Annotated in this window: 17 protein-coding genes; 12 read left to right on the forward strand and 5 right to left on the reverse strand. The window is 70.4% G+C overall.

Translation table 11 applies throughout. The annotated features are described in order from the left end of the window. Window positions 1–23: 23 nt before the first annotated feature. Complete coding sequence (locus M2163_RS28580) at window positions 24–1,040, reverse strand: sugar ABC transporter substrate-binding protein (RefSeq protein ID WP_280850007.1); 1,017 nt, start codon at window positions 1,038–1,040, stop codon at window positions 24–26. Window positions 1,041–1,384: 344 nt separating this feature from the next. Here M2163_RS28580 and M2163_RS28585 point away from each other — a divergent pair, with 344 nt between their 5' ends. Together M2163_RS28585 and M2163_RS28590 are read left to right on the forward strand one after the other, a co-directional pair. Next, entirely contained in the window at window positions 1,385–3,946 is a 2,562-nt protein-coding gene (locus tag M2163_RS28585) for a GH32 C-terminal domain-containing protein (protein ID WP_280895419.1), read from the forward strand. A 14-nt stretch (window positions 3,947–3,960) separates the two neighbouring features. Next, window positions 3,961–4,254, forward strand: coding sequence for an antibiotic biosynthesis monooxygenase family protein (locus M2163_RS28590; RefSeq protein WP_280850005.1), 294 nt, complete (start codon window positions 3,961–3,963; stop codon window positions 4,252–4,254). Between the two features lie 15 nt (window positions 4,255–4,269). Here M2163_RS28590 and M2163_RS28595 read toward each other — a convergent pair whose 3' ends face one another. Continuing rightward, window positions 4,270–5,529 (reverse strand): ROK family transcriptional regulator, encoded by a 1,260-nt coding sequence (locus tag M2163_RS28595; protein ID WP_280895420.1) that lies wholly within the window; start codon window positions 5,527–5,529, stop codon window positions 4,270–4,272. Between the two features lie 157 nt (window positions 5,530–5,686). Between M2163_RS28595 and M2163_RS28600 the strand changes: the two genes are divergently transcribed. The 5 genes from M2163_RS28600 (at window position 5,687) to M2163_RS28620 (ending at window position 12,553) form a co-directional block, all read left to right on the forward strand. Then, window positions 5,687–7,003, forward strand: a complete 1,317-nt coding sequence (locus M2163_RS28600; protein ID WP_280850003.1) for a sugar ABC transporter substrate-binding protein — start codon at window positions 5,687–5,689, stop codon at window positions 7,001–7,003. A 5-nt stretch (window positions 7,004–7,008) separates the two neighbouring features. Beyond that, window positions 7,009–8,001, forward strand: a complete 993-nt coding sequence (locus M2163_RS28605; RefSeq protein WP_280850002.1) for a sugar ABC transporter permease — start codon at window positions 7,009–7,011, stop codon at window positions 7,999–8,001. 13 nt (window positions 8,002–8,014) lie between these two features. Beyond that, window positions 8,015–8,854: a carbohydrate ABC transporter permease gene (locus tag M2163_RS28610; RefSeq protein WP_280854124.1), complete on the forward strand. Its 840-nt coding sequence runs from the start codon at window positions 8,015–8,017 to the stop codon at window positions 8,852–8,854. A 20-nt stretch (window positions 8,855–8,874) separates the two neighbouring features. Then, window positions 8,875–10,233, forward strand: a complete 1,359-nt coding sequence (locus tag M2163_RS28615) for a GH1 family beta-glucosidase (RefSeq protein WP_280850000.1) — start codon at window positions 8,875–8,877, stop codon at window positions 10,231–10,233. Between the two features lie 160 nt (window positions 10,234–10,393). Further along, a complete protein-coding gene (locus tag M2163_RS28620; protein ID WP_280895421.1) occupies window positions 10,394–12,553 on the forward strand; it encodes an MMPL family transporter in 2,160 nt (719 codons plus the stop codon). Window positions 12,554–12,927: 374 nt separating this feature from the next. On the opposite strand, the gene M2163_RS28625 is transcribed toward M2163_RS28620, so the two are convergent. The 3 genes from M2163_RS28625 to M2163_RS28635 form a co-directional block, all read right to left on the reverse strand. After that, window positions 12,928–14,379 carry an ATP-binding protein gene (locus M2163_RS28625; RefSeq protein WP_280895422.1) on the reverse strand — a complete coding sequence of 484 codons (1,452 nt, stop codon included), beginning with the start codon at window positions 14,377–14,379 and terminating at the stop codon, window positions 12,928–12,930. After that, the gene (locus tag M2163_RS28630) at window positions 14,376–15,068 is read right to left on the reverse strand and encodes a response regulator transcription factor (protein WP_280895423.1); all 693 of its coding nucleotides are present in this window, start codon (window positions 15,066–15,068) and stop codon (window positions 14,376–14,378) included. Before M2163_RS28630 ends, M2163_RS28625 begins: the two co-directional genes overlap by 4 nt. A 169-nt stretch (window positions 15,069–15,237) precedes the next feature. Continuing rightward, on the reverse strand, window positions 15,238–15,885 hold the full coding sequence (locus M2163_RS28635; protein WP_280849996.1) for a hypothetical protein: 648 nt from the start codon (window positions 15,883–15,885) through the stop codon (window positions 15,238–15,240). Window positions 15,886–16,188: 303 nt separating this feature from the next. On the opposite strand from M2163_RS28635, the gene hemL reads away from it, so the two are divergent. The 5 genes from hemL to M2163_RS28660 all read left to right on the forward strand — a co-directional run bounded on the left by hemL (window position 16,189) and on the right by M2163_RS28660 (window position 21,103). Further along, entirely contained in the window at window positions 16,189–17,508 is a 1,320-nt protein-coding gene (gene hemL, locus M2163_RS28640; protein ID WP_280849995.1) for a glutamate-1-semialdehyde 2,1-aminomutase, read from the forward strand. Further along, window positions 17,505–18,194, forward strand: a complete 690-nt coding sequence (locus M2163_RS28645; protein ID WP_280895424.1) for a histidine phosphatase family protein — start codon at window positions 17,505–17,507, stop codon at window positions 18,192–18,194. The genes hemL and M2163_RS28645 overlap by 4 nt, the downstream gene beginning before the upstream one ends. A gap of 187 nt (window positions 18,195–18,381) precedes the next feature. Then, window positions 18,382–19,653, forward strand: a complete 1,272-nt coding sequence (locus M2163_RS28650; RefSeq protein WP_280895425.1) for a hypothetical protein — start codon at window positions 18,382–18,384, stop codon at window positions 19,651–19,653. 66 nt (window positions 19,654–19,719) lie between these two features. Then, window positions 19,720–20,328: a TlpA disulfide reductase family protein gene (locus tag M2163_RS28655; RefSeq protein WP_280849992.1), complete on the forward strand. Its 609-nt coding sequence runs from the start codon at window positions 19,720–19,722 to the stop codon at window positions 20,326–20,328. A gap of 1 nt (window position 20,329) precedes the next feature. Further along, window positions 20,330–21,103 carry a cytochrome c biogenesis protein CcdA gene (locus M2163_RS28660; RefSeq protein ID WP_280849991.1) on the forward strand — a complete coding sequence of 258 codons (774 nt, stop codon included), beginning with the start codon at window positions 20,330–20,332 and terminating at the stop codon, window positions 21,101–21,103. Window positions 21,104–21,105 lie beyond the last annotated feature (2 nt).

Here is a 21,105-nt window from a genome sequence, read left to right on the forward strand (position 1 = left end):
TCGTACGGAGCCCGGGGCGGGGCTCAGCCCCAGCAGTTCTCCAGGCCGAACGCGGTGTCCTTGGAGGCGACGCCCGTCTGTGCCTTGTCGGTGATCAGGGTGACGCCGGTGTCGGTGTAACCGGACGCCTTCTTGCCGCCCTTCGCGTACGTCACGACGGCGTTGACCCCCTCGGCGGCCATCTTCAGCGGGTACTGCTGCGAAGTGGCCGCGATCTTGCCGTCCTTGACGGCCTGGGTGCCGGTGCAGCCGCCGTCCACGGAGACGATCAGGACGTCCTTCTCACGGCCCTTGGCCTTCAGCGCGGTGTACGCGCCGAGCGCGGCCGGCTCGTTGATCGTGTAGACGAGGTTGATGCCGGGTTCCTTCTGGAGGCAGTTCTCCATGGCGGTCTGGCCCTTGGCCTGGTCGCCGCCGGTGTCCTGGGCGCACGCCACGTCCTTCTCGGCGGCACCGAAGCCCTTGAGGAACCCGTTGTGCCGCTGGACGCCGACGGAGACGCCGGGCGCGAGGTCGAGGGCGGCGATCTTGGCTGTCTTGCCCTTCATGGCGGCCTTGGCGTACTCGCCGATCAGCTCGCCGGCCTTGAGGTTGTCGGTGGCGAACAGGGCGTCGACCGCGCTCTCCGGCTCGGTCGGCGTGTCCAGGGCGATGACCAGCACGCCCTTGGCCTTGGCCTTGGCTATCGCGGGCACGATCGCCTTGGAGTCGCTCGGGGTGATCAGGATGCCCTTCACCCCGGCGGCCACCATGTTCTCGATGGCGGTGACCTGACCGGCGTTGTCCCCGTCGAACTTGCCCGCCGCGGTCATGAGCTGGACGCCCTCCTTCTTGGCGGCCTTCTCCGCGCCCTCCTTCATCTTCACGAAGAACGGGTTGGTGTCGGTCTTGGTGATCAGTCCGACCTTGACGCCGCCCGAACCGGCGCCGACGGAGTCCGATCCGGAGCCGGAACCGCAGGCCGTCAGGGCGAGGGCCCCGACCGAGGCGCAGGCGGCCACTCTGAGCAGGGAGGAAGGCAGTCGAGGGGTGCGAGACATGAACGACTCCAGCGGGATTGCGGGCGTGCGGCGGCATCGGAGCATGCCGTCCCTGGATGTCATCGTTGACTTATGTCATCGTTGACACTGCCGAGGATGATGACCCCGTCTCCTCGCAACGTCAATGCCCCACGCGCGTCACAAGTCCGCAACGGTGGCGGGGGCCGCCCGTTTCCCGCCCGCCCGTTGACGGGGCCTACGGACGGCGGCCATCATCGGGGCCGGTCCGATGTCAGCGATGACACAAGTCAACGATGACATCGGCTTACGGCGTCGTGCCCCAGCTCAGTCGTGCCCCCGCGCTCCCGTGCCCCGCACGGACGTGCCCCAGCACAGGAGACCCCATGAGAACTGGCCGTGTGTCCTGGCATGCCCGCACCCGGATGATCGCTGCTGCGGCGACCGTCTGCGCCCTGTCCGCGACCCCGCTCGCCCCGCGGGCCGTCGCCGCCGACACCCCGTCGTACACCGAGGCCTACCGCCCCCGGTTCCACTACACCCCGCAGCAGAACTGGATGAACGACCCCAACGGGCTCGTGTACCACAAGGGCGAGTACCACCTCTTCTACCAGTACAACCCGAACGGCAACTCCTGGGGGGACATGTCCTGGGGGCACGCGGTCAGCAAGGACCTCGTGCACTGGAAGGAGCTGCCGCTCGCCCTGTCGCACGACGACAGGGAGATGGTGTTCTCCGGCAGCGCGGTCGTCGACAAGGACAACACCACCGGGTTCGGCACGAAGAAGGACCCGGCGATGGTGGCGGTCTACACCAGCCTCGACAAGAGCACGGGCACCCAGGCCCAGGCGCTCGCCTACAGCACCGACCGCGGCCGTACCTGGACCAAGTACCAGGGCAATCCGGTCCTCGACATCGGCTCCAAGGACTTCCGCGACCCGAAGGTGCAGTGGTACGCGCCCACCAGGAGCTGGCTGATGACGGTGTCGCTGTCCGCCGAGCACAAGGTGCGGTTCTACTCGTCCAGGAACCTCAAGGACTGGGACCTGCTCAGCGAGTTCGGCCCGGCGGGCGCGACCGGCGGGGTGTGGGAGTGCCCCGACCTGTTCCCGCTGGCGGTCGACGGGGATCCTAAGAAGATCAAGTGGGTCCTGGTCGTGAACATCAACCCCGGTGGGATCACCGGTGGTTCGGGCGCCCAGTACTTCGTGGGCGACTTCGACGGCCAGAAGTTCACCGCCGACGACAAGGACTCCTACACCCCGCCCGCCGGCACGGTGGTCCAGGACTTCGAGGGCACCGGCCTCGACCCGTGGACGACCACCGGGACGGCCCTCGGCCAGGCCCCGGCGGCCGGCGCGCTGGAGGGACAGTCGGCTGTCACCGGATACGACGGCAAGGGCCTCGCCAACAGCTTCCACGGCGGGGACTCCGCCACCGGCACCCTCACCTCCGAGCCCTTCACGGTGGCGACCCCCTACCTGAACTTCAAGGTCGGCGGCGGCAACCATCCGCACCAGGACGGGACCGTGCTGCAACGCGGGGCCCCGCCCGAGGGGACGGCCCTCGCCGACTTCGAGGGCGGCACCTACGGCGGCTGGACGGCGACCGGCGACGCCTTCGGCACGGCACCGGCCACCGGCACCCTGCCCGGCCAGCAGGAGGTCACCGGCCAGCTGGGCGGCGGCCTGGTCAACACCTTCCTGAACGGCGACGCCACCACCGGCACCCTCACCTCGCCCGAGTTCACCCTCGACCGGGACTACGTCGACTTCCTCATCGGCGGCGGCCACCACCCGGCCGGCTCGGACCACCCGACCGCGATGGAGCTCCTCGTCGACGGCCAGGTCGTGCGCAGCGCCACCGGAAGCGACGCCGAGGCGCTGAACTGGGCCTTGTGGGACGTGCGCGACCTCGCCGGGAAGAAGGCGCGGATCCGGATCGTCGACGACAACACCGGCGGCTGGGGCCACCTGAACGTCGACCACGTCGTGCTGTCCGACACCCGGGCCGAGCCCGTCTCCCGGGAGACCTCCGTCAACCTGCTCGTGGACGGTGAGGTCGTGCGCAGCGCCACCGGTTCCGACAGCGAGACCCTGGACTGGGCCTCCTTCGACCTGCGCCCCTACGCGGGCCGACAGGCGCGGATCCAGATCGTCGACAACAACACCGGCGGCTGGGGCCACATCCTGGCCGACCGGTTCACCACCGCGGCCGCTCCCGCCAGGTCGGTCGTGCAGCGTGCCGACTGGGCCGACTACGGCAAGGACTACTACGCGGCCGTGTCCTGGGAGAACGTGCCGGGCGACGAGCGGTACATGATCGGCTGGATGAGCGACTGGGAGTACGGCGGCTCCGTCCCGACCTCTCCCTGGCGCGGCGCGCAGAGCGTTCCGCGCCGAATGGCGCTGCGTACCGTGGACGGCCGGGTCCGGCTGACCAGCGAACCGGTGGCCGGCCTGGCGTCCCTGCGCGTCGGGGACGCGGCGACGGCGTCCGGCGTCACCGTCACCAGCACCTCGCAGCCGCTGATCGGCCCGCAGGCGCAGGGTACGGAGCTCGACATCGAGGCCGCCTTCTCCCTCCGGGACGCCGACCGCTTCGGCCTCCGGGTGCGCACCGGCGCCGGGGGAGAGGAGACGGTCATCGGCTACGACACCACGACCCAGGAGCTGTACGTCGACCGGACCCGCTCCGGCGCCACGGACTTCAGCAGCGCCTTCCCCGGTGTCCAGCGGGCTCCGCTCAAGGCCGTCGACGGCAGGGTCAGGCTGCGGATCCTGGTCGACCGGTCCTCCGTCGAGGTCTTCGGCGGCAACGGTGAAGCCGTGATCACCGACCAGATCTTCCCCCACCCCGACAGCCAGGGAGTGCGGGTCTTCGCCGAGAACGGCTCGGTGAAACTGGACCGGGCCCGGGTCTGGCACCTCGGCTCCTACCGCGACTGACAAGGACACGAACCGTGAAGAAGACCCTGCTCGCCGAGTTCACCGCCCGTGAGGGAGCGCAGGACGAGGTCGCGCGCATGATCGTGGAGTACGCCGGCAAGGTGCGCGCGGAGGAGGGCAACCTCGTCTTCGACGTCTACACCAAGGCGTCCCACCCGCGTGCCTTCTGGATCTTCGAGGTCTACCGGGACGAGGACGCCTTCCAGGCCCACCTGAAGGCCCCGTACGGCGGCCCGTTCAACGCCGCGCTCACTCCGCTGATCGAGGAGGACGCCTCCGTGCTGACGTTCCTCGACCCGGTGGTCTGACGGGGGCCTGCCCGCTCAGCCGTTCGCGCGTTCGTGGGCGCGGCCGGGGGTGGGCCTGCGGCCGCCCTGGGCGAAGAAGTCGGTGAGGGGGAGGCTGGCCGCGCCGACCGTGACCGCGTCGGGGCCGAGTCTGCCGAGGCCGACGGAGACGTGCCCGGCGGGGTGGCGCAGGGCGTACGCGTCGGCGTGGCGACGGAGGGCAGGCAGCAGGCGGGGGCCGAGCTGGAGGCCCGCCCAGCCGCCGATGAGGATGCGTTCGGGCTGGAAGAGGTTGACCAGGTCGGACAGGCCGGCGCCGACGTACTCGGCCGTCTCCTCCAGGACGGCGACGGCCGTGGGGTCGGCATCGGCGTCCCCCTCGGGGTGGGCGGCGGCCAGCAGTGCGGCCAGCGCGGTCTCCTCGTCGGCGCCCTTTGGCGGGTGCCCGCCCGCCTCACGCCAGCGGTCGACGAGCGCCCCCGCGCCCGCGTACGCCTCCAGGCAGCCCAGGGCGCCGCAGCGGCAGCGGCGTCCCCGGACCCGCACGGTCATGTGGCCCCACTCCAGGGCGCGCCCGTACTCCACCCCCTCGGTGACGAGACAGGCGCCGATGCCCGAGCCGAACAGGACGACGACCGCGTTGCGGGAGCCCCGGCCGGCCCCGAACCACAGCTCGGCCTGACCGAGGGTGCGGGCCCCGTTGTCGATGAAGTACGGGACGGAGTCGGGCAGTTCACAGGTCGAACGCAGCAGGGACTCCAGCGGGACGGCGTCCCAGCCGATCGTCTGGCCGTGCACCACCGCGCCCTGCCCCGGCGTGCGGGCCACGATGCCGGGGACGCCGATGCCCACGCCCAGCAGCTGTCCGGGGGCGATGCCGGCGTCGGCGAGCACCTCGGCGATGCCGTCGCGGATGTGGCCGACGACGGCCTCGACGTCGTAGCCGTGATGCTCCAGCGGCCGTTCGGTGCGGGCGAGTTCGGTGAGGGCGAGGTCGAAGAGCTCGACGCGGACGCGGGTCTCGCCGACGTCGACGCCGATCATGTGGCCGCCGGCGGGGGCGACGCGCAGCAGGGTGCGGGGGCGGCCGCCGTCCGACTCGACGGTGCCGGCCTCCTCGACCAGACCGTCCGCGACGAGTTCGGCGACCACGTTGCTGATCGAGCCGCCGCTCAGGCCGGTGGCGGGGGCCAGCGCGTAGCGGCTCATGGGGCCGTCGAAATACAACCGTTGCAGTACGGCGGTCCGGTTGCCGCGTCGCAGGTCACGCACCGTCCGCCCGTTCCGGCCCGCCATGTGGTTCCCTTCCGACGCCGCCTCGACCTGCAAGATACCCCTGCGCCGACTCTTGACGCGACTTTCCTTCGCGTCTTAAATCACGCCATAAATTAACTCCGGGGTGGTGTTCGAGAAGCGAACGCACCGGGGTTTCCCTGGAAGGGACGCCAGAGCCATGCGCAGAACCCGAGCCGCGGCCGCCGGTGCGGTCACCGTTTCCCTCATGACTCTCGTGACCGCCTGTGGCGGCGGCTCGTCGACGGGCGGCGGGTCCAACGACTCGCCGAAGACCCTGACCTACTGGGCCTCCAACCAGGGCGCCAGCATCGAGGTCGACAAGAAGGTCCTCCAGCCCGAGCTCGACAAGTTCGAGAAGCAGACCGGCATCAAGGTCAAGGTCGAGGTCGTCCCCTGGTCCGACCTGCTCAACCGGATCCTCACCGCGACCACCTCCGGGCAGGGCCCCGACGTCCTCAACATCGGCAACACCTGGAGCGCCTCCCTCCAGGCCACCGGCGCGCTGCTGCCCTGGGACGCGAAGAACTTCGCCGCGATCGGCGGCAAGGACCGCTTCGTCGACTCCGCGCTCGGCTCCACCGGCGCCGAGGGCAAGGACCCGGCCGCGGTCCCGCTGTACTCGATGGCCTACGCCCTCTACTACAACAAGCAGATCTTCGCCGACGCCGGCATCACCAAGCCCCCGGCCACCTGGGCCGAACTGGTCGCCGACGGCAAGAAGATCCAGGCCAAGGGCAAGTCCGCGCTCGGCGCCGAGGGCGCGAACCTCTCGGAGAACATCCACCACGTCTTCGTCTTCGCCAAGCAGCACGGCGGCGACTTCTTCACCGCCGACGGCAAGCCCGACTTCACCAACGACAACGTGGTGGCCGCGGTCAAGCAGTACGTCGACCTCATGGCCAAGGACAAGGTCATCCCGACCGGCGACGCCGAGTACGCCCAGAACCAGTCGGTCAGCGACTTCGCCAAGGGCAACCAGGCCATGCTGCTGTGGCAGTCCGCCTCCTCCAACCTCAAGTCCCAGGGCATGAGCGAGGACAAGTACGGCATCGCGCCCGTGCCCGTGCAGTCCGGCACCCCGGGCGCCGGCACCCAGGTCAACTCGGCCGTCATGGGCATCAACCTCGCCGTCTTCAAGAACACCGACAACATCGACGGCGCCAAGAAGTTCGTGAAGTTCATGACCAGCGACGCCGAGCAGAAGATCCTCAACACCGCCTACAGCTCCATCCCGCCGGTGAAGACCGTGCAGGAGGACTCCGCCTTCAGCTCGGGCCCCAACGAGGTCCTCAAGAACACCCTCGCCACCAGCGCCGCCGCGCTGCCGCAGGTCGCCGACGAGTCGCAGTTCGAGACGGCCGTGGGAACCGCCGTCAAGGACCTGTTCGCCGACGCGGCCGCCGGACGCGCGGTCACCACCGAGTCGGTGAAGGCGGCACTGGAGAAGGCCCAGCAGCAGATGCCGACGAAGTGAGCACGATGACCACCACCGCGCCCGCAGAGGCCGCCGTGGGCGAGACCCCTTCCGGGGCGGCGCATCCGCATCCCCGCCGCCGCCCCGGAAGGATCCGCCGCATCGGGCTGCCGTACCTGCTCCTGCTGCCGGCCCTGCTCCTCGAACTCCTGGTCCACCTGGTGCCGATGGTGATCGGCATCGTGATGAGCTTCAAGGAGCTCACCCAGTTCTACATCCGCGACTGGGGCTCCGCGCCCTGGTCCGGCCTCGACAACTACAAGGTGTCGGTGGACTTCGACGCCCCGGTCGGCGAGGCGCTGCTGCACTCGTTCCTCGTCACCGTGGCGTTCACGCTGCTGTCGGTCGGCCTGTGCTGGCTGATCGGCACGGCGGCGGCCGTCTACCTCCAGGACACCTTCCGCGGCCGGGGCCTGCTGCGGGCGCTGTTCCTCATCCCGTACGCCCTGCCGGTCTACGCGGCCGTCATCACCTGGGTGTTCATGTTCCAGCACGACAACGGCCTGGTGAACCACGTCCTGCACGACCAGCTCCACCTCACCGACAAGCCGTCCTTCTGGCTCATCGGCGACAACAGCTTCTGGGCCCTGCTGACCGTCTCGGTGTGGAAGGGCTGGCCGTTCGCCTTCCTCATCGTGATGGCCGGACTCCAGAACATCCCCGGCGAGCTGTACGAGGCGGCCGCCCTGGACGGCGCCGGGATGTGGCAGCAGATCCGCCGGATCACGCTGCCGTCCCTGCGGCCCGTCAACCAGGTACTGCTGCTGGTGCTGTTCCTGTGGACGTTCAACGACTTCAACACGCCGTTCGTTCTGTTCGGCAAGTCGGCCCCGGAGGCCGCGGACCTCATCTCGGTCCACATCTACCAGGCGTCCTTCGTCACCTGGAACTTCGGCACCGGCTCCGCCATGTCCGTGCTCCTGCTGCTGTTCCTGCTCGTGGTGACGGGCGTGTACCTCCTGCTGACCTCCCGGGGAAGGAAGCCGGCCCATGGCTAGCACCAACTCGCCGATGGCACCGCCGCGTTCGTTCTTCTGGTCCCGGCGGATCTTCCTCACCCTGCTCACCGGCTTCGTCCTGCTGCCGGTGTACGTCATGGTCTCCAGTTCGCTGAAGCCGCTCGCCGACGTCACGGGCCAGTTCCACTGGCTGCCGAGCGAGGTGACCGTCCGGCCGTACGTCGACATCTGGTCCACGATCCCGCTCGCGCGCTACTTCGTGAACTCGCTGGTGGTGGCGGGCGCGGCGACCGTCTGCTCGGTGGTGATCGCGGTGTTCGCCGCGTACGCCGTCAGCCGCTACGAGTTCCGCGGCAAGCGCGTCTTCACGGTCACCGTGCTGTCCACGCAGATGTTCCCGGGCATCCTCTTCCTGCTGCCCCTCTTCCTGATCTACGTCAACATCGGCAACGCCACCGGCATCGCCCTGTTCGGCTCGCGCGGCGGGCTGATCCTGACGTACCTGACCTTCTCCCTCCCGTTCTCCATCTGGATGCTGATCGGGTACTTCGACTCGGTGCCGCGCGATCTGGACGAGGCCGCGCTGGTGGACGGCTGCGGGCCGTTCGGCGCGCTCTTCCGGGTCGTGGTGCCGGCCGCGATCCCCGGGATCGTCGCGGTCGCCGTCTACGCCTTCATGACGGCGTGGGGCGAGGTGCTCTTCGCCTCCGTCATGACCAACGACACCACCCGCACCCTCGCCGTCGGACTCCAGGGCTACTCCACGCTCAACAACGTGTACTGGAACCAGATCATGGCCGCCTCGCTGGTCGTCAGCGTCCCCGTGGTCGCCGGGTTCCTGCTGCTCCAGCGCTATCTCGTCGCCGGGCTGACGGCGGGCGCCGTCAAGTGACCGATCGTGAAAGGACTTTCGTGAGCATCGACCTCGCCGCACTCCCGCACGACTTCCTGTGGGGCACGGCCACGGCGGCCTACCAGATCGAGGGAGCCGTGTCGGAGGACGGCCGCTCGCCGTCGATCTGGGACACCTTCTCGCACACCCCCGGCAAGGTCGCCGGCGGCGACACCGGTGACGTCGCCTGCGACCACTACCACCGCTGGCGCGAGGACATCGGCCTCATGCGCCGGCTCGGCACCAACGCCTACCGGCTGTCCGTCGCCTGGCCGCGCGTGCTGCCCGGCGGCGACGGCCCGGTCAACCCCAAGGGCCTCGCCTTCTACGACCAGTTGATCGACGCCCTGCTGGCCGCCGGCATCACCCCGTCCGTCACCCTCTACCACTGGGACCTGCCCCAGGTCCTCCAGGACCGCGGCGGCTGGCCCGCACGCGAGACCGCCGAGCACTTCGCCGCGTACGCCTCGGTCGTGGCCGAGCGGCTCGGGGACCGGGTCCACCACTGGACCACCCTCAACGAACCCCTGTGCTCGGCCTGGATCGGCCACCTGGAGGGGAAGATGGCCCCGGGTCTGACCGACCTCACGGCCGCCGTCCGCGCCTCCTACCACCTGCTCCTCGGCCACGGCCTGGCCGCGCAGGCGATCCGCGCCGCCTCCCCCTCCGCCCAGGTCGGCCTCGTCACCAACCTCTCCACCGTGCACGCGGCCACCGACAGCCCCGAGGACCTCGCCGCCGCCCGCCGCATGGACGGCCACACCAACCGCTGGTGGCTCGACCCGGTCCACGGCCGCGGCTTCCCGGCGGACATGCGCGAGGTCTACGGCGTCGACCTCCCGGAGCGGGACGGCGACCTCTCGGTGATCGCCACCCCCCTGGACTGGATCGGCCTCAACTACTACATGCCGGTCACCGTGGCCGACGACCCCACCGGACCGGCACCCCGGGCCCGTCAGGTCGCCCGCCCCGGCGTCCCGCGCACCGGGATGGACTGGGAGATCGACGCGTCCGGCATCGAGACCCTCCTGCTCCGCCTCACGCACGAGTACGGCGCCCGCAAGATCTACGTCACCGAGAACGGCTCCGCCTACCCCGACGTCGTACGCCCCGACGGGACGGTCGACGACCCCGAACGCCAGCAGTACCTGGTCGACCACCTGGCCGCCTGCGCGTCCGCCGCCCGCAAGGGCGCCCCCCTGGCCGGCTACTTCGCCTGGTCCCTGCTGGACAACTTCGAGTGGGCCTACGGCTACGACAAGCGCTTCGGCCTGGTCCACGTCGACTACGAGACGCAGCGACGCACGATCAAGGGCACCGGACACCGGTACGCGGACATCATCCGGGCCCACGCGGAGAGGGGGCGCAGGGCGGCCTGAGCACGCCTGTACGGAGAAGAAGGGCGGGGTCCCGGGACCCCGCCCTTTCGCCATGGCTCGGCCGACCGGTCTGAGCACCGCATTAACAGTCGCCTCAGGTTCGCTCGTTAGGAAGTCGGCATCCAGACAAGCGATGTGAACCGTATGCAGGAGGCTAGTGATGGCAGTCGACGCAGCGCCGCCCGGGGAAGTGCCGGCCGGCCGGTTGGCGGGCCGGTGGGTGCCGTGGTTGGTGATCGGCCTGTGGCTGGTGCTGGCGGTGGGCATGGTCCCGCTGAGCGGAAAGCTGAGCTCGGTCACCACCGACAGCGCCGTGGACACCCTGCCGGCCGGTGCCGAGTCCACCAAGGCGGCGGTGCTGGACGACCGTCTCCCCGGCGGTGACGACAACACGTTCGTCTTCGTGTACCACCGCGCCGGAGGCTTGACCGACGCCGACCGAGCGACGGTCGAGCGCCACTACGACACCCTGGTCAAGCGGTACCCGCCGAAGGCGACGGCGGCGGCCGGCGAGGACGGCGAGGACGACGAGGGCTCACCGTTGAGCCCCTCCAGCGACCGCAAGGCGATGATGTTCACCCTCGACGTGAGCACGGCCTACGGCGCACCGGAGGAAATCGTCGGCCCGTTGCGTGACGCCGCGAAGGACCGTCCCTCCGGTCTGGAACTCGACGTGACCGGCCCGGGCGCGATCGACGGCGACATGGACGCCGTCTTCGACGGCATCGACGTGCAGGTCCTCCTCACCACCATCGTCGTCGTCACGCTCCTGCTCATCCTCACCTACCGCAGCCCGGTGCTGTGGATCATCCCGCTGCTGGCCGTGGGCGCGGCCGCACTGACCGCGATGGGCACCGTCTACCTGCTCGTCAAGGGCTTCGGCATCGTGGTCAACGACCAGAACTCGGCGCTGCTGACGATCCTGGTGTTCGGCGTCGGCACGGACTACGCGCTGCTGCTCATCGCCCGGTACCGGGAGGCACTGCACCACCACGAGAACGTCCGGGTCGCGATGGTCCACGCGCTGCGCGGCGCGGCGCCGGCCGTCGTCGCGTCCGCGGCCACCGTGGTCGCCGGCCTGCTCTGCCTGCTCGTCGCGGACCTGAACAGCACCAGCGGGCTGGGTCCGATCGGTGCGGCCGGCATCCTGTGCGCGCTGGTGGCCATGCTGACGCTGTTCCCGGCGGTGCTCGTGGTGCTCGGCAGGCGGATCTTCTGGCCGGCCGTCCCCCGGTTCAGCACCGCCGTGGAGGAGAAGCCGGGGCTGTGGGGACGGCTCGGCGCCGCCATCAGCCGCCGCCGGTGGGTGGCGACGCTCGGCTCGCTCGGCGTCCTCGGGGTGTTCGCCCTCGGGCTGGCGGGCAACACCGGCGCCCTGCGGGAGCAGGACCAGTTCCTGTCCGCGCCGGAGTCGGTCACCGGGTTCGCCGTTCTCCGCCAGCACTTCCCGGAACTCGGCGGCCAGCCGATGACGGTCTTCACGCGGCCGGCGCAGCAGGAGCGGGTGCTCGACGTCGTCAAGGACACGCGCGGGGTGGCCCTGGCCGTCCCGGAGCAGACCAGCGGGGGCTGGGCCAACATCTCGGTGTTCCCGAAGGACGCGCCGGACACCGCCGCGGAGTACGACACGATCAAGCGGGTGCGCACCGCCGTGCACGCGGTGCGCGGGGCGGAGGCGATCGTCGGCGGGCCGAGCGCGGAGAACATGGACACCGAGGTGACCACCGAGCGGGACGAGAAGCTGGTGATCCCGCTGGTGCTCGTCGTCGTCCTGATCGTCCTCGGGCTGCTGCTGCGCGCGATCGTGGCCCCGCTGGTCCTGATGGCCACGGTGATCGTCTCCTTCGCCGCGGCCTTCGGCGGCAGCGTCTTCGTCTTCGACACGATCCTCGGGTTCAAGGGGATCGACTACTCGGTGCCGCTGCTGGCGTTCCTGTTCCTGGTGGCGCTCGGTGTCGACTACAACATCTTCCTGGCCAGCCGGGCCCGGGAGGAGACCGTACGTCTCGGCACCACAGAGGGCATGCTCAAAGCCCTCTCCGCCACCGGCGGCGTCATCACCTCGGCCGGCCTGGTCCTGGCGGCGACGTTCGCGGTCCTCGCCACACTTCCGCTGGTGATGCTGATCGAGGTCGGTTTCCTGGTGGCCTTCGGCGTGCTGCTCGACGCCCTGCTGGTGCGGTCGGTCCTGGTGCCCGCCCTCACCTTGCTGATCGGCCGCCGGATGTGGTGGCCGAGCCGGCTGTCCCGTCCGGCGGCGGAGCTGCCGGGCGGTCGACAGCCGCTCGTCGCCGACGAGGAGGCCGCGCTGCAACGCTGAGCGCGGCGGCACGGACGAGATCCGGGACGGGGCCCCAGCCCCGTCCCGGATCTTTTCCCGGGCCCGACGGACACCGCGCCACCCGCCGGGGCCGAGGTCAGCGCACCGCACCGGGGTGTCCTGCCCGGCGGTGAGCCGCGTGGGGCCGTGCCCAAGGGCCGCCGCCGTCCCTTGTTCTGCGCCGCGCCGCCGGGACGGGTCAGCATGCCGGGGTGTCCTGCCAGGCGGGGCCGTGCCCGAGGCCGCCGTCCCCTTTTCTGTGCCGCGCCGCCGGGACGGGTCAGCGTGCGGGAGTGTCCTCCCCGGCGGTGAGCCGGGCGGGGCCGTGCCCGAGGCCGCCGTCCCTTGTTCTGCGCCGCGCCGCCCGGGACGGGTCAGCACCCCAGGGTGTCCTCCCCGGCGGTGAGCCCGGCGATCGGGGTGGGCGGAGGCGCGGCCGGGAGATCGATCCGGAGCAGCGCGCCACCGCGTGCGGAGCGGGCGACGCCGGCCCGGCCGCCGTGGGCGTCGACGACCCGCTGCACGATCGACAGCCCCAGACCGGATCCCGGCAACGCCCGGGCGCTGTCGGCGCGGTAGAACCGGTCGAACACCCGCGGTACGTCGGCGGCGTCGATGCCCGGCCCGGCGTCGTCGACCTCGAGCACCGCCGACGTGCCCTCGGCCCGGAGCCGGACCTGGACCGGCTGGTCCCCGGGGGACCACTTGCCCGCGTTGTCGATGAGGTTGAGCACCGCCCGCTCGAGCGCGGCGGGACGCCCGCTCACCCACACGGAGGTCACGTCGAGCGCGATCTCGATGTCGGGCACGCGGGAACGCGCCCGGGCCGCGGCGGCCACCACCACGTCGGCGAGGTCGAGCACCTCGGTGCTCTCGTCGCTGACGTCACCGCGCGCCAGGTCGGTCAGCTCGGCGACGAGGGTGCTCAACTCGGCCACCTGGGCGCCGAGATCGTTGAGCAGCCGGGTCCGGCTCTCCGCCGGCAGTGCGCTGTCCAGGGTGCCGCGCCGATCGAGCCGGATCAGCAGCTCGGCGTTGAGGCGCAGGCTGGTGAGCGGGGTCTTGAGCTCGTGGGCGGCGTCCTCGGCGAGTAGCCGCTGGGCCCGCCGGGAGTCGCGGAGCGCGGCGAGCATGTCGTTGATCGACCGGATCAGCCGCCGGATCTCCCCACCGCCCTCGTCCGGAATGTCGGCGTCGAGGTCCCGGGTGTCCGCGACACGTACCGCGGCGGCGGTCAGCCGGTCGATCGGGGCCAGCCCGGTCCGCGCCACGGTCCGCCCGACAAGGGCGCCGCCGACCACGCAGAGCAGCCCGATCAGGAGCATGCCGAACCCGAACTGGTTGATCGGGCTGTCGTCGGCGACCTGGGCCACCTGGACCGCGCCGTCGCCCGCCCGCAGCGTGTAGACGAGGTAGCCGTCCTCGTCGCTGTCGTTCGACTCCATCAGGTCGGCCGACGCGCCCTGCGCCACGCGCTCGGCCTGCTCGCTGACCGGGGGGAGCGAGGGTTGGCCGGCGGGCGTCCGGACCGAGCCGTCGGGCAGGATGACCCGCACCAGCCGACCGGATCCGGGATACGGCGGAAGCCGGACCTGAGCCGGACCTGCGCGCTGCGCGTCCGTCGCCAGGACGCGGGAATCGGCGCGCAGCTGATCCTTGGCGCTGTCCTGCAGCTCCCGGCCCAGTAGTTCGCTGGCCACCTGGAAGGCCACGAACACGCTGACCGCGATGGCCGTCGCCGCGATCACCGTCAGCCTGGTCCGCAGGGACCGCCGGCGCCACCATCGGGTCAGCCGGCGCGGTTCCCGGCCGGCGCGGCTGCTCACGGGGGAGTCTCCCGCAGCGTGTAACCCAGGCCGCGCAGCGTGTAGATCAACCGCGGCTCGCCCTCGGCCTCCATCTTGCGGCGCAGGTAACTCACGTACACCTGGAGGTTGTTGGCGGTGGAGCTCATGCCCCAGCCCCAGATCGCCTCGAACAGCGCGTCGCGGGTCACGACCCGGGTCGCGTTGCGCACGAGGACCTCCAGGAGGGAGAACTCGGTCCGGGTCAGGTGCAGCGACCGCCCGCCCCGCCACGCCTCGAACCTGTCGGGATCGAGCCGGACGTCGGCGAACGACAGGATCTGCGACTCCTCGTCGGCCGGCGCGCGCCGGCGCAGCAGGGCCCGCACCCGGGCCAGCAACTCCTCGGTGGCGAACGGCTTGGGCAGGTAGTCGTCGGCGCCCGCGTCCAGCCCCGCGACCCGGTCGGAGACCTGGTCGCGGGCGGTCAGCATCAGCACCGGCAGATCCCGGCCCGCGGCCCGCAACCGCCGGCACGTCTCCAGCCCGCCGAGGCGGGGCATCATCACGTCGAGGATCAGCAGATCCAGCGTGTCACCGCCGGCCCCACCGACCCCGTCGAGCACGGCGAGACCGTTGGCGACGGTGCTGGTGTCGTACCCCTCGACCTGGAGCACCCGCTCCAGCGAATCCCGGATGGCCGCTTCATCATCCGCGATCATGATCCGCACGCCGGCCCGCCCCCTCCCCGTCGATGTTTTTGCGGCTCATTGTCCCCGGCCGACCTGAGACCAGTGTTAGAGCGCCGCTGGGGACCGCGCAGGTGCCGACGTCCGGGCTGCTGCCGACGCCGAAAGGGCGAGGCCCGAAGACCTCGCCCAACTCGCGGAAAGTCTCACCTCACGGCCACACCAGGCAGTACGGCTGATGCCCCGCCTCGTGCAACCGGTGGCTGAAGTCCTGCCACTCGTGCAGCAGCTGGTAGACGTTGAACGCGTCCCGGGGGCCGCCCCGGTCCGGGACCGTCGACCAGATGAACGCCGCCGCGCCGACCGCTTCCTCGCCTATGCCGCGCAGCGGGTCCACGACCGTCATGGGGAGCTTGACCACCGCGTAGTCGGGGTGCAGGACGACCAGTTCGAGCGGGGGGACCTTGTGCAGCGGGACGCCCTCGATGCCGGTGAGGACCATGGCCGCCATGGTCTCCGGCTTGATCTTGGTGAACATGCCGTTCATGCCGAGCTCGTCGCCGCCGAGTTCCTCGGGGCGCATCGAGATCGGCACCCGGGCCGCGGTCGCGCCGTCGGGCGCGCCGAAGTACTTGTACGTCACCCCCACCCGACCACCATTCCTGCTTCCCGCCCTCAACGGATCGATCCGACGTTCGATACGTCGTTCGTCGCGTTCCGACTCATCCGGGGTGCCAGGAGCACCGCGTCCCTGACGTGTCTCGGTCGCTTCCTCCGCCTCGCGCCGGTGCCTTCCCCGCCGGGCACGTCGAGGACCCAGGTCGTCAGTCCCCTCGCCCAGTCCGCCACCGCGATGCATATCTCCACCCGACTGCTTTTCTAGGACGCGTGGCCCCCGCCGCGCAACCCGATCATCGTGTCAGTGACCTCCCCCACGGCCGCTCGCCGAAACGTGCGTTGAAACACCTGTCCGCAGGATCTTCGCAGCCCCTGAACAGACGGCTCCGTGCCATCGTCTCCGTGAGCTGTGTGTATCTGCATCCAGTTTCGCAGATCGTGGAGCGCCGGGGGGTTTCGAGGGCTGGCCTACCCTGAGGTAGTCACCGGCAACGGAGTCCGAGAAAGCCGAACAAACCGGAGAAGGTCGGAGTAGTCGCAGGATATGAGTGAATTGCCCTATTCATACGAGGCGCCTGTCTCGCAGGCCCTGTTCGACCGCGCGTCCGCCGTCACGCCCGGCGGCGTGAACTCCCCGGTCCGTGCCTTCCGTGCCGTGGGCGGCACCCCCCGCTTCATGGTGTCCGGCACCGGGCCCTACCTGACCGACGCCGACGGGCGGGAGTACGTCGACCTCGTCTGCTCCTGGGGCCCCATGATCCTCGGGCACGCGCATCCCGAGGTCATCGCCGCGGTCCAGGAGGCGGTGGCGAAGGGCACCTCCTTCGGCACCCCCGGCGAGGGAGAGGTCGCGCTCGCCGAGGAGATCGTCGCCCGGATCGAGCCGGTCGACCAGGTGCGGCTCGTCTCCAGCGGGACCGAGGCCACCATGTCCGCGATCCGGCTGGCCCGCGGCTTCACCCGGCGCACCAAGGTCATCAAGTTCGCCGGCTGCTACCACGGCCATGTCGACTCGCTGCTCGCCTCCGCCGGTTCGGGCGTCGCCACCTTCGCGCTGCCCGACACCCCCGGCGTCACCGGTGCCCAGGCGGGCGACACGATCGTGCTGCCGTACAACGACCTCGAAGCCGTCCACGAGGCGTTCCACCGCCACCCCGGCGAGATCGCCTGTGTGATCACCGAGGCCTCGCCCGGCAACATGGGGGTCGTGCCGCCGCTGCCCGGTTTCAACCAGGGACTCAAGGACGCCTGCGCGCAGAACGGCGCCCTGTACATCTCCGACGAGGTCATGACCGGGTTCCGTACCAGCCGCGCCGGCTGGTACGGCATCGACGGGGTCCGCCCCGACCTCATGACCTTCGGGAAGGTCATGGGCGGCGGGTTCCCGGCCGCCGCCTTCGGTGGCCGTGCCGACGTCATGGCCCACCTCGCCCCCGCCGGGCCCGTCTACCAGGCCGGCACCCTCTCCGGTAACCCCGTCGCCACCGCCGCCGGCCTCGCCCAGCTGCGGCTGCTCGACGACGCCGCCTACACCAAGGTCGACGCCGTCTCCGCGCAGATCCAGTCGCTGGTGACCGAGGCGCTCGGCAAGGAGGGCGTCGCGCACACCGTGCAGAACGCCTCCAACATGTTCTCGGTGTTCTTCACCGACCGCCCGGTGCGCGACTACGAGGACGCCAAGGCGCAGGAGTCCTTCCGGTTCACCGCGTTCTTCCACTCCCTCCTGGAGAACGGCATCTACCTGCCGCCGTCCTCCTTCGAGTCGTGGTTCGTCTCCACGGCCCACGACGAGCAGGCGGTTCAGCGCATCGCCGACGCCCTTCCGGCGGCGGCCCGAGCGGCGGCGGAGGCCACGGCAGCATGAGCACCCCCAGCAACAGCGACATCACCGTCGTCCACCTCATGCGGCACGGTGAGGTCGCCAACCCCGACGGCGTCCTCTACGGCCGTCTCGCGGGCTACCACCTCTCCGAGCTCGGCCGGCAGATGGCCGACCGGGTCGCCGAGCACCTCGCCGCCCGGGACGTCACCTACGTCTGCGCCTCCCCGCTGGAGCGGGCGCAGGAGACCGCCACGCCGATCGCCAAGGCGCACGGCCTCGACCTCGCGACCGACGAGCGGCTCATCGAGGCGGAGAACGTCTTTCAGGGCAAGACCTTCGGCGTCGGTGACGGCGCGCTGAAGAACCCGGAGAACTGGAAGCACCTCGTCAACCCCTTCAAGCCGTCCTGGGGCGAGCCGTACATCGACCAGGTCGTCCGGATGAAGGGCGCGCTGGACGCGGCGCGGGACCGGGCGCGGGGGCACGAGGCCGTGCTGGTGAGCCATCAGCTGCCGATCTGGATCGTGCGGTCCTACGTCGAGAAGCGGCGGCTGTGGCACGACCCGCGCAAGCGGCAGTGCACGCTGGCCTCTCTCACGTCCTTCACGTACCAGGGGGACCGGATCGTGTCCGTGGGGTACAGCGAGCCCGCGATCGATCTCGTGCCGGTGCATCTCCGTGCCGGGGCCAAGCCGGTCAAGGGCAAGAGCAAAGCGTTCGGGGCGTAGCGCTCCGCGGGAGACCGAGCAAGAAGGCCGTGGGGAGCTGCGGGTCCGTTGTGGCTGGTCGCGCAGTTCCCCGCGCCCCTTGAGGGGCGCGTTCCTGTTACCGAATCCGCAAATATCGCCGGAACCTTCCCCCTCCTCACGTCCTCTGACTGGGTGACCACCAGAGAACGTGACGAATCGGGGATACATGCGCACTGTCAGCCGAAGGGGAGCACTCGGGCTCGGCGCGGGCGCCGCGGCCGCCGTCGGACTCTCGGGGTGCGGCACCCTCACCGGATCGGACGGGTCGGACGGGGTGACCCACGGGGCCGGCTCCACGCCCGGCAAGAAGCCGACCCCCACCGCCCGCCCCATCGGTGACGGCTCCACCTCCTTCACCGGCAAGCAGCCCCACCAGCCCGGCAAGCCGGTGCCGCTGGAGCCCGGTCAGACCCCGCCGCAGTTCGTCGTCTTCTCCTGGGACGGCGCCGGCGAGGTCGGCAACGGCCTCTTCCCCCGCTTCCTCGACCTCGCCAGGAAGCACGACGCGCACATGACCTTCTTCCTCTCCGGGCTGTATCTGCTGCCCGAGTCGAAGAAGCGGCTCTACGACCCCCCGAACAACCCCCGCGGCGCCTCCGACATCGGTTACCTCACCGACGAGCACGTCAAGGCGACCCTGACGAACATCCGTCGGGCCTGGCTGGAGGGGCACGAGATCGGCACCCACTTCAACGGTCACTTCTGCTCCGGCTACGGCACCGTCGGCAACTGGACGCCCCAGCAGTGGAAGAGCGAGATCGAGCAGGCGAAAGCTTTCGTCAAGGAGTGGCGCACCAACACCGGCTGGACCGACCTGCCCGCGCTGCCCTTCGACTACGACAGGGAACTCGTCGGCGGCCGCACCCCCTGCCTCCTCGGCCAGGACAACCTGCTGCCGACCGCCCGTGAGCTCGGCTGGCGCTACGACGCCTCCTCGCCCGGCGGCCGCCAGGTCTGGCCCGAAAAGAAGAACGGCATATGGGACCTGCCGCTTCAGCAGATACCCTTCCCCGGCCACGGCTTCGAGGTCCTGTCCATGGACTACAACATGCTCGCCAACCAGTCGATCAACTCGACCAACGCGCCCGCCCACAACTACCCGGCCTGGCGTGAGCAGTCCGCCGGGGCCTACATCGCCGGCTTCCAGCGGGCCTACGAGACCAACCGAGCCCCCTTCTTCGTGGGCAACCACTTCGAGCACTGGAACGGCGGCATCTACATGGACGCCGTCGAGCAGGCCTTCAAGCACATCGCGCGGGAGAAGGAGAAGGGCGCCGACGTGCGCATGGTCTCCTTCCGGCAGTTCGTCGACTGGATGGACGTGCAGAAGCCGGAGGTGCTCGCCAAGCTGCGCACGCTCGACGTCGGCCAGGAGCCCGCGGGTGGCTGGAACACGTTCCTCAAGGCGCCCTCGACACCCTCCTCGAACGCTGCCTGAAATGCGGGTTTCCGCCCGCAAGGGGGGTGCTCAAGATCCCCGGAACGGGCATGCGAAACTTTTCACATGAGTGCCGCCAGCCGTAGCCGCTCCCGAGTCCGCACCGCCCTGCTCACCGCGGGTGCCGCAGTCGCGGCGCTGACCCTGTCCGCGTGCAGTTCGGGCGGCACCTCGGGCGGAGGCGGCGACACCAACTTCGTCATGGGCGCGGACGGCATCTCGACGGCCGAGCAGGGAGACCGGGGCGCCGTCCCCGACCTGTCCGGCAAGACCGTCGACGGCGGACAGCTCGACGTCGCCGACTACAAGGGCAAGGTCGTCGTCCTGAACATGTGGGGCTCCTGGTGCGCCCCGTGCCGGGCCGAGGCACCCAACCTGGAAGCGGTCTACCAGCAGCTCAAGGGCAAGGGCGTGCAGTTCGTCGGCGTCAACACCCGCGACACCAGCGTCCAGAACGCCCGCGCCTTCGAGAAGGACATGGGCATCACCTTCCCCAGCCTGTACGACCCGACGGGCAAGCTGATGCTGCGCTTCTCCAAGGGCACCCTCAACCCGCAGGCCGTGCCCTCCACGCTCGTCATAGACCGGGACGGGAAGATCGCCGCCCGCTCCCTGGCCGCGCTCAGCGAGGGCAAGCTCCGCAAGATGATCGACCCGGTCCTCGCGGAGAAGTGACGTGAGCGCAGTCGCCACGCTCGCCGCCGAGACGGGCTACAACGGCACCGTCCTGAACGGCGCCCTGCTCCTCGCCCTGCCCATCGCGGTCCTCGGCGGCCTCGTCTCCTTCTTCTCCCCGTGCGTCCTGCCGCTGGTCCCCGGCTATCTGTCGTACGTGACCGGCGTCACCGGCACCGATCTGGCCGAGGCCCGGCGCGGCCGGATGGTCGCGGGCGCCTCGCTGTTCGTGCTCGGCTTCACCGCGGTGTTCGTCTCCAGCGGGGCGCTGTTCGGCTACTTCGGCCAGACGCTCCAGGAGAACCAGGGCGTGCTGTCCAAGGTGCTGGGCGTGCTCATGATCCTCATGGGCGTCTTCTTCATGGGCCTGATGCCCTGGATGACCCAGCGGGAGTTCCGCTTCCACAACAAGCCCACCATGGGCCTGCTCGGCGCCCCGCTGCTCGGCGCGCTGTTCGGCATCGGCTGGACCCCCTGCATCGGCCCGACCCTCGCCTCGGTGATCGCCCTGTCCTCCCAGCAGGGCAGCGCGGGCCGCGGTGCCATACTGACCGTCGCCTACTGCCTCGGCCTCGGGGTGCCCTTCGTGCTCGCCGCGGTCGCCTTCCGCAAGGCGCTCGGCGCCTTCGGCTGGGTCAAGCGCCACTACGTCTGGGTCATGCGCATCGGCGGCACCATGATGATCGTGACCGGGCTGCTGCTGCTGACCGGCGCGTGGGACCGCCTCGTGCAGGACGTCCAGTCCTGGTCCGCCGGCTTCACTGTGGGGATCTGATC

The organism is Streptomyces sp. SAI-135 (genome assembly GCF_029893805.1).
In the GTDB taxonomy this organism is placed as follows: Bacteria; Actinomycetota; Actinomycetes; order Streptomycetales; family Streptomycetaceae; genus Streptomyces.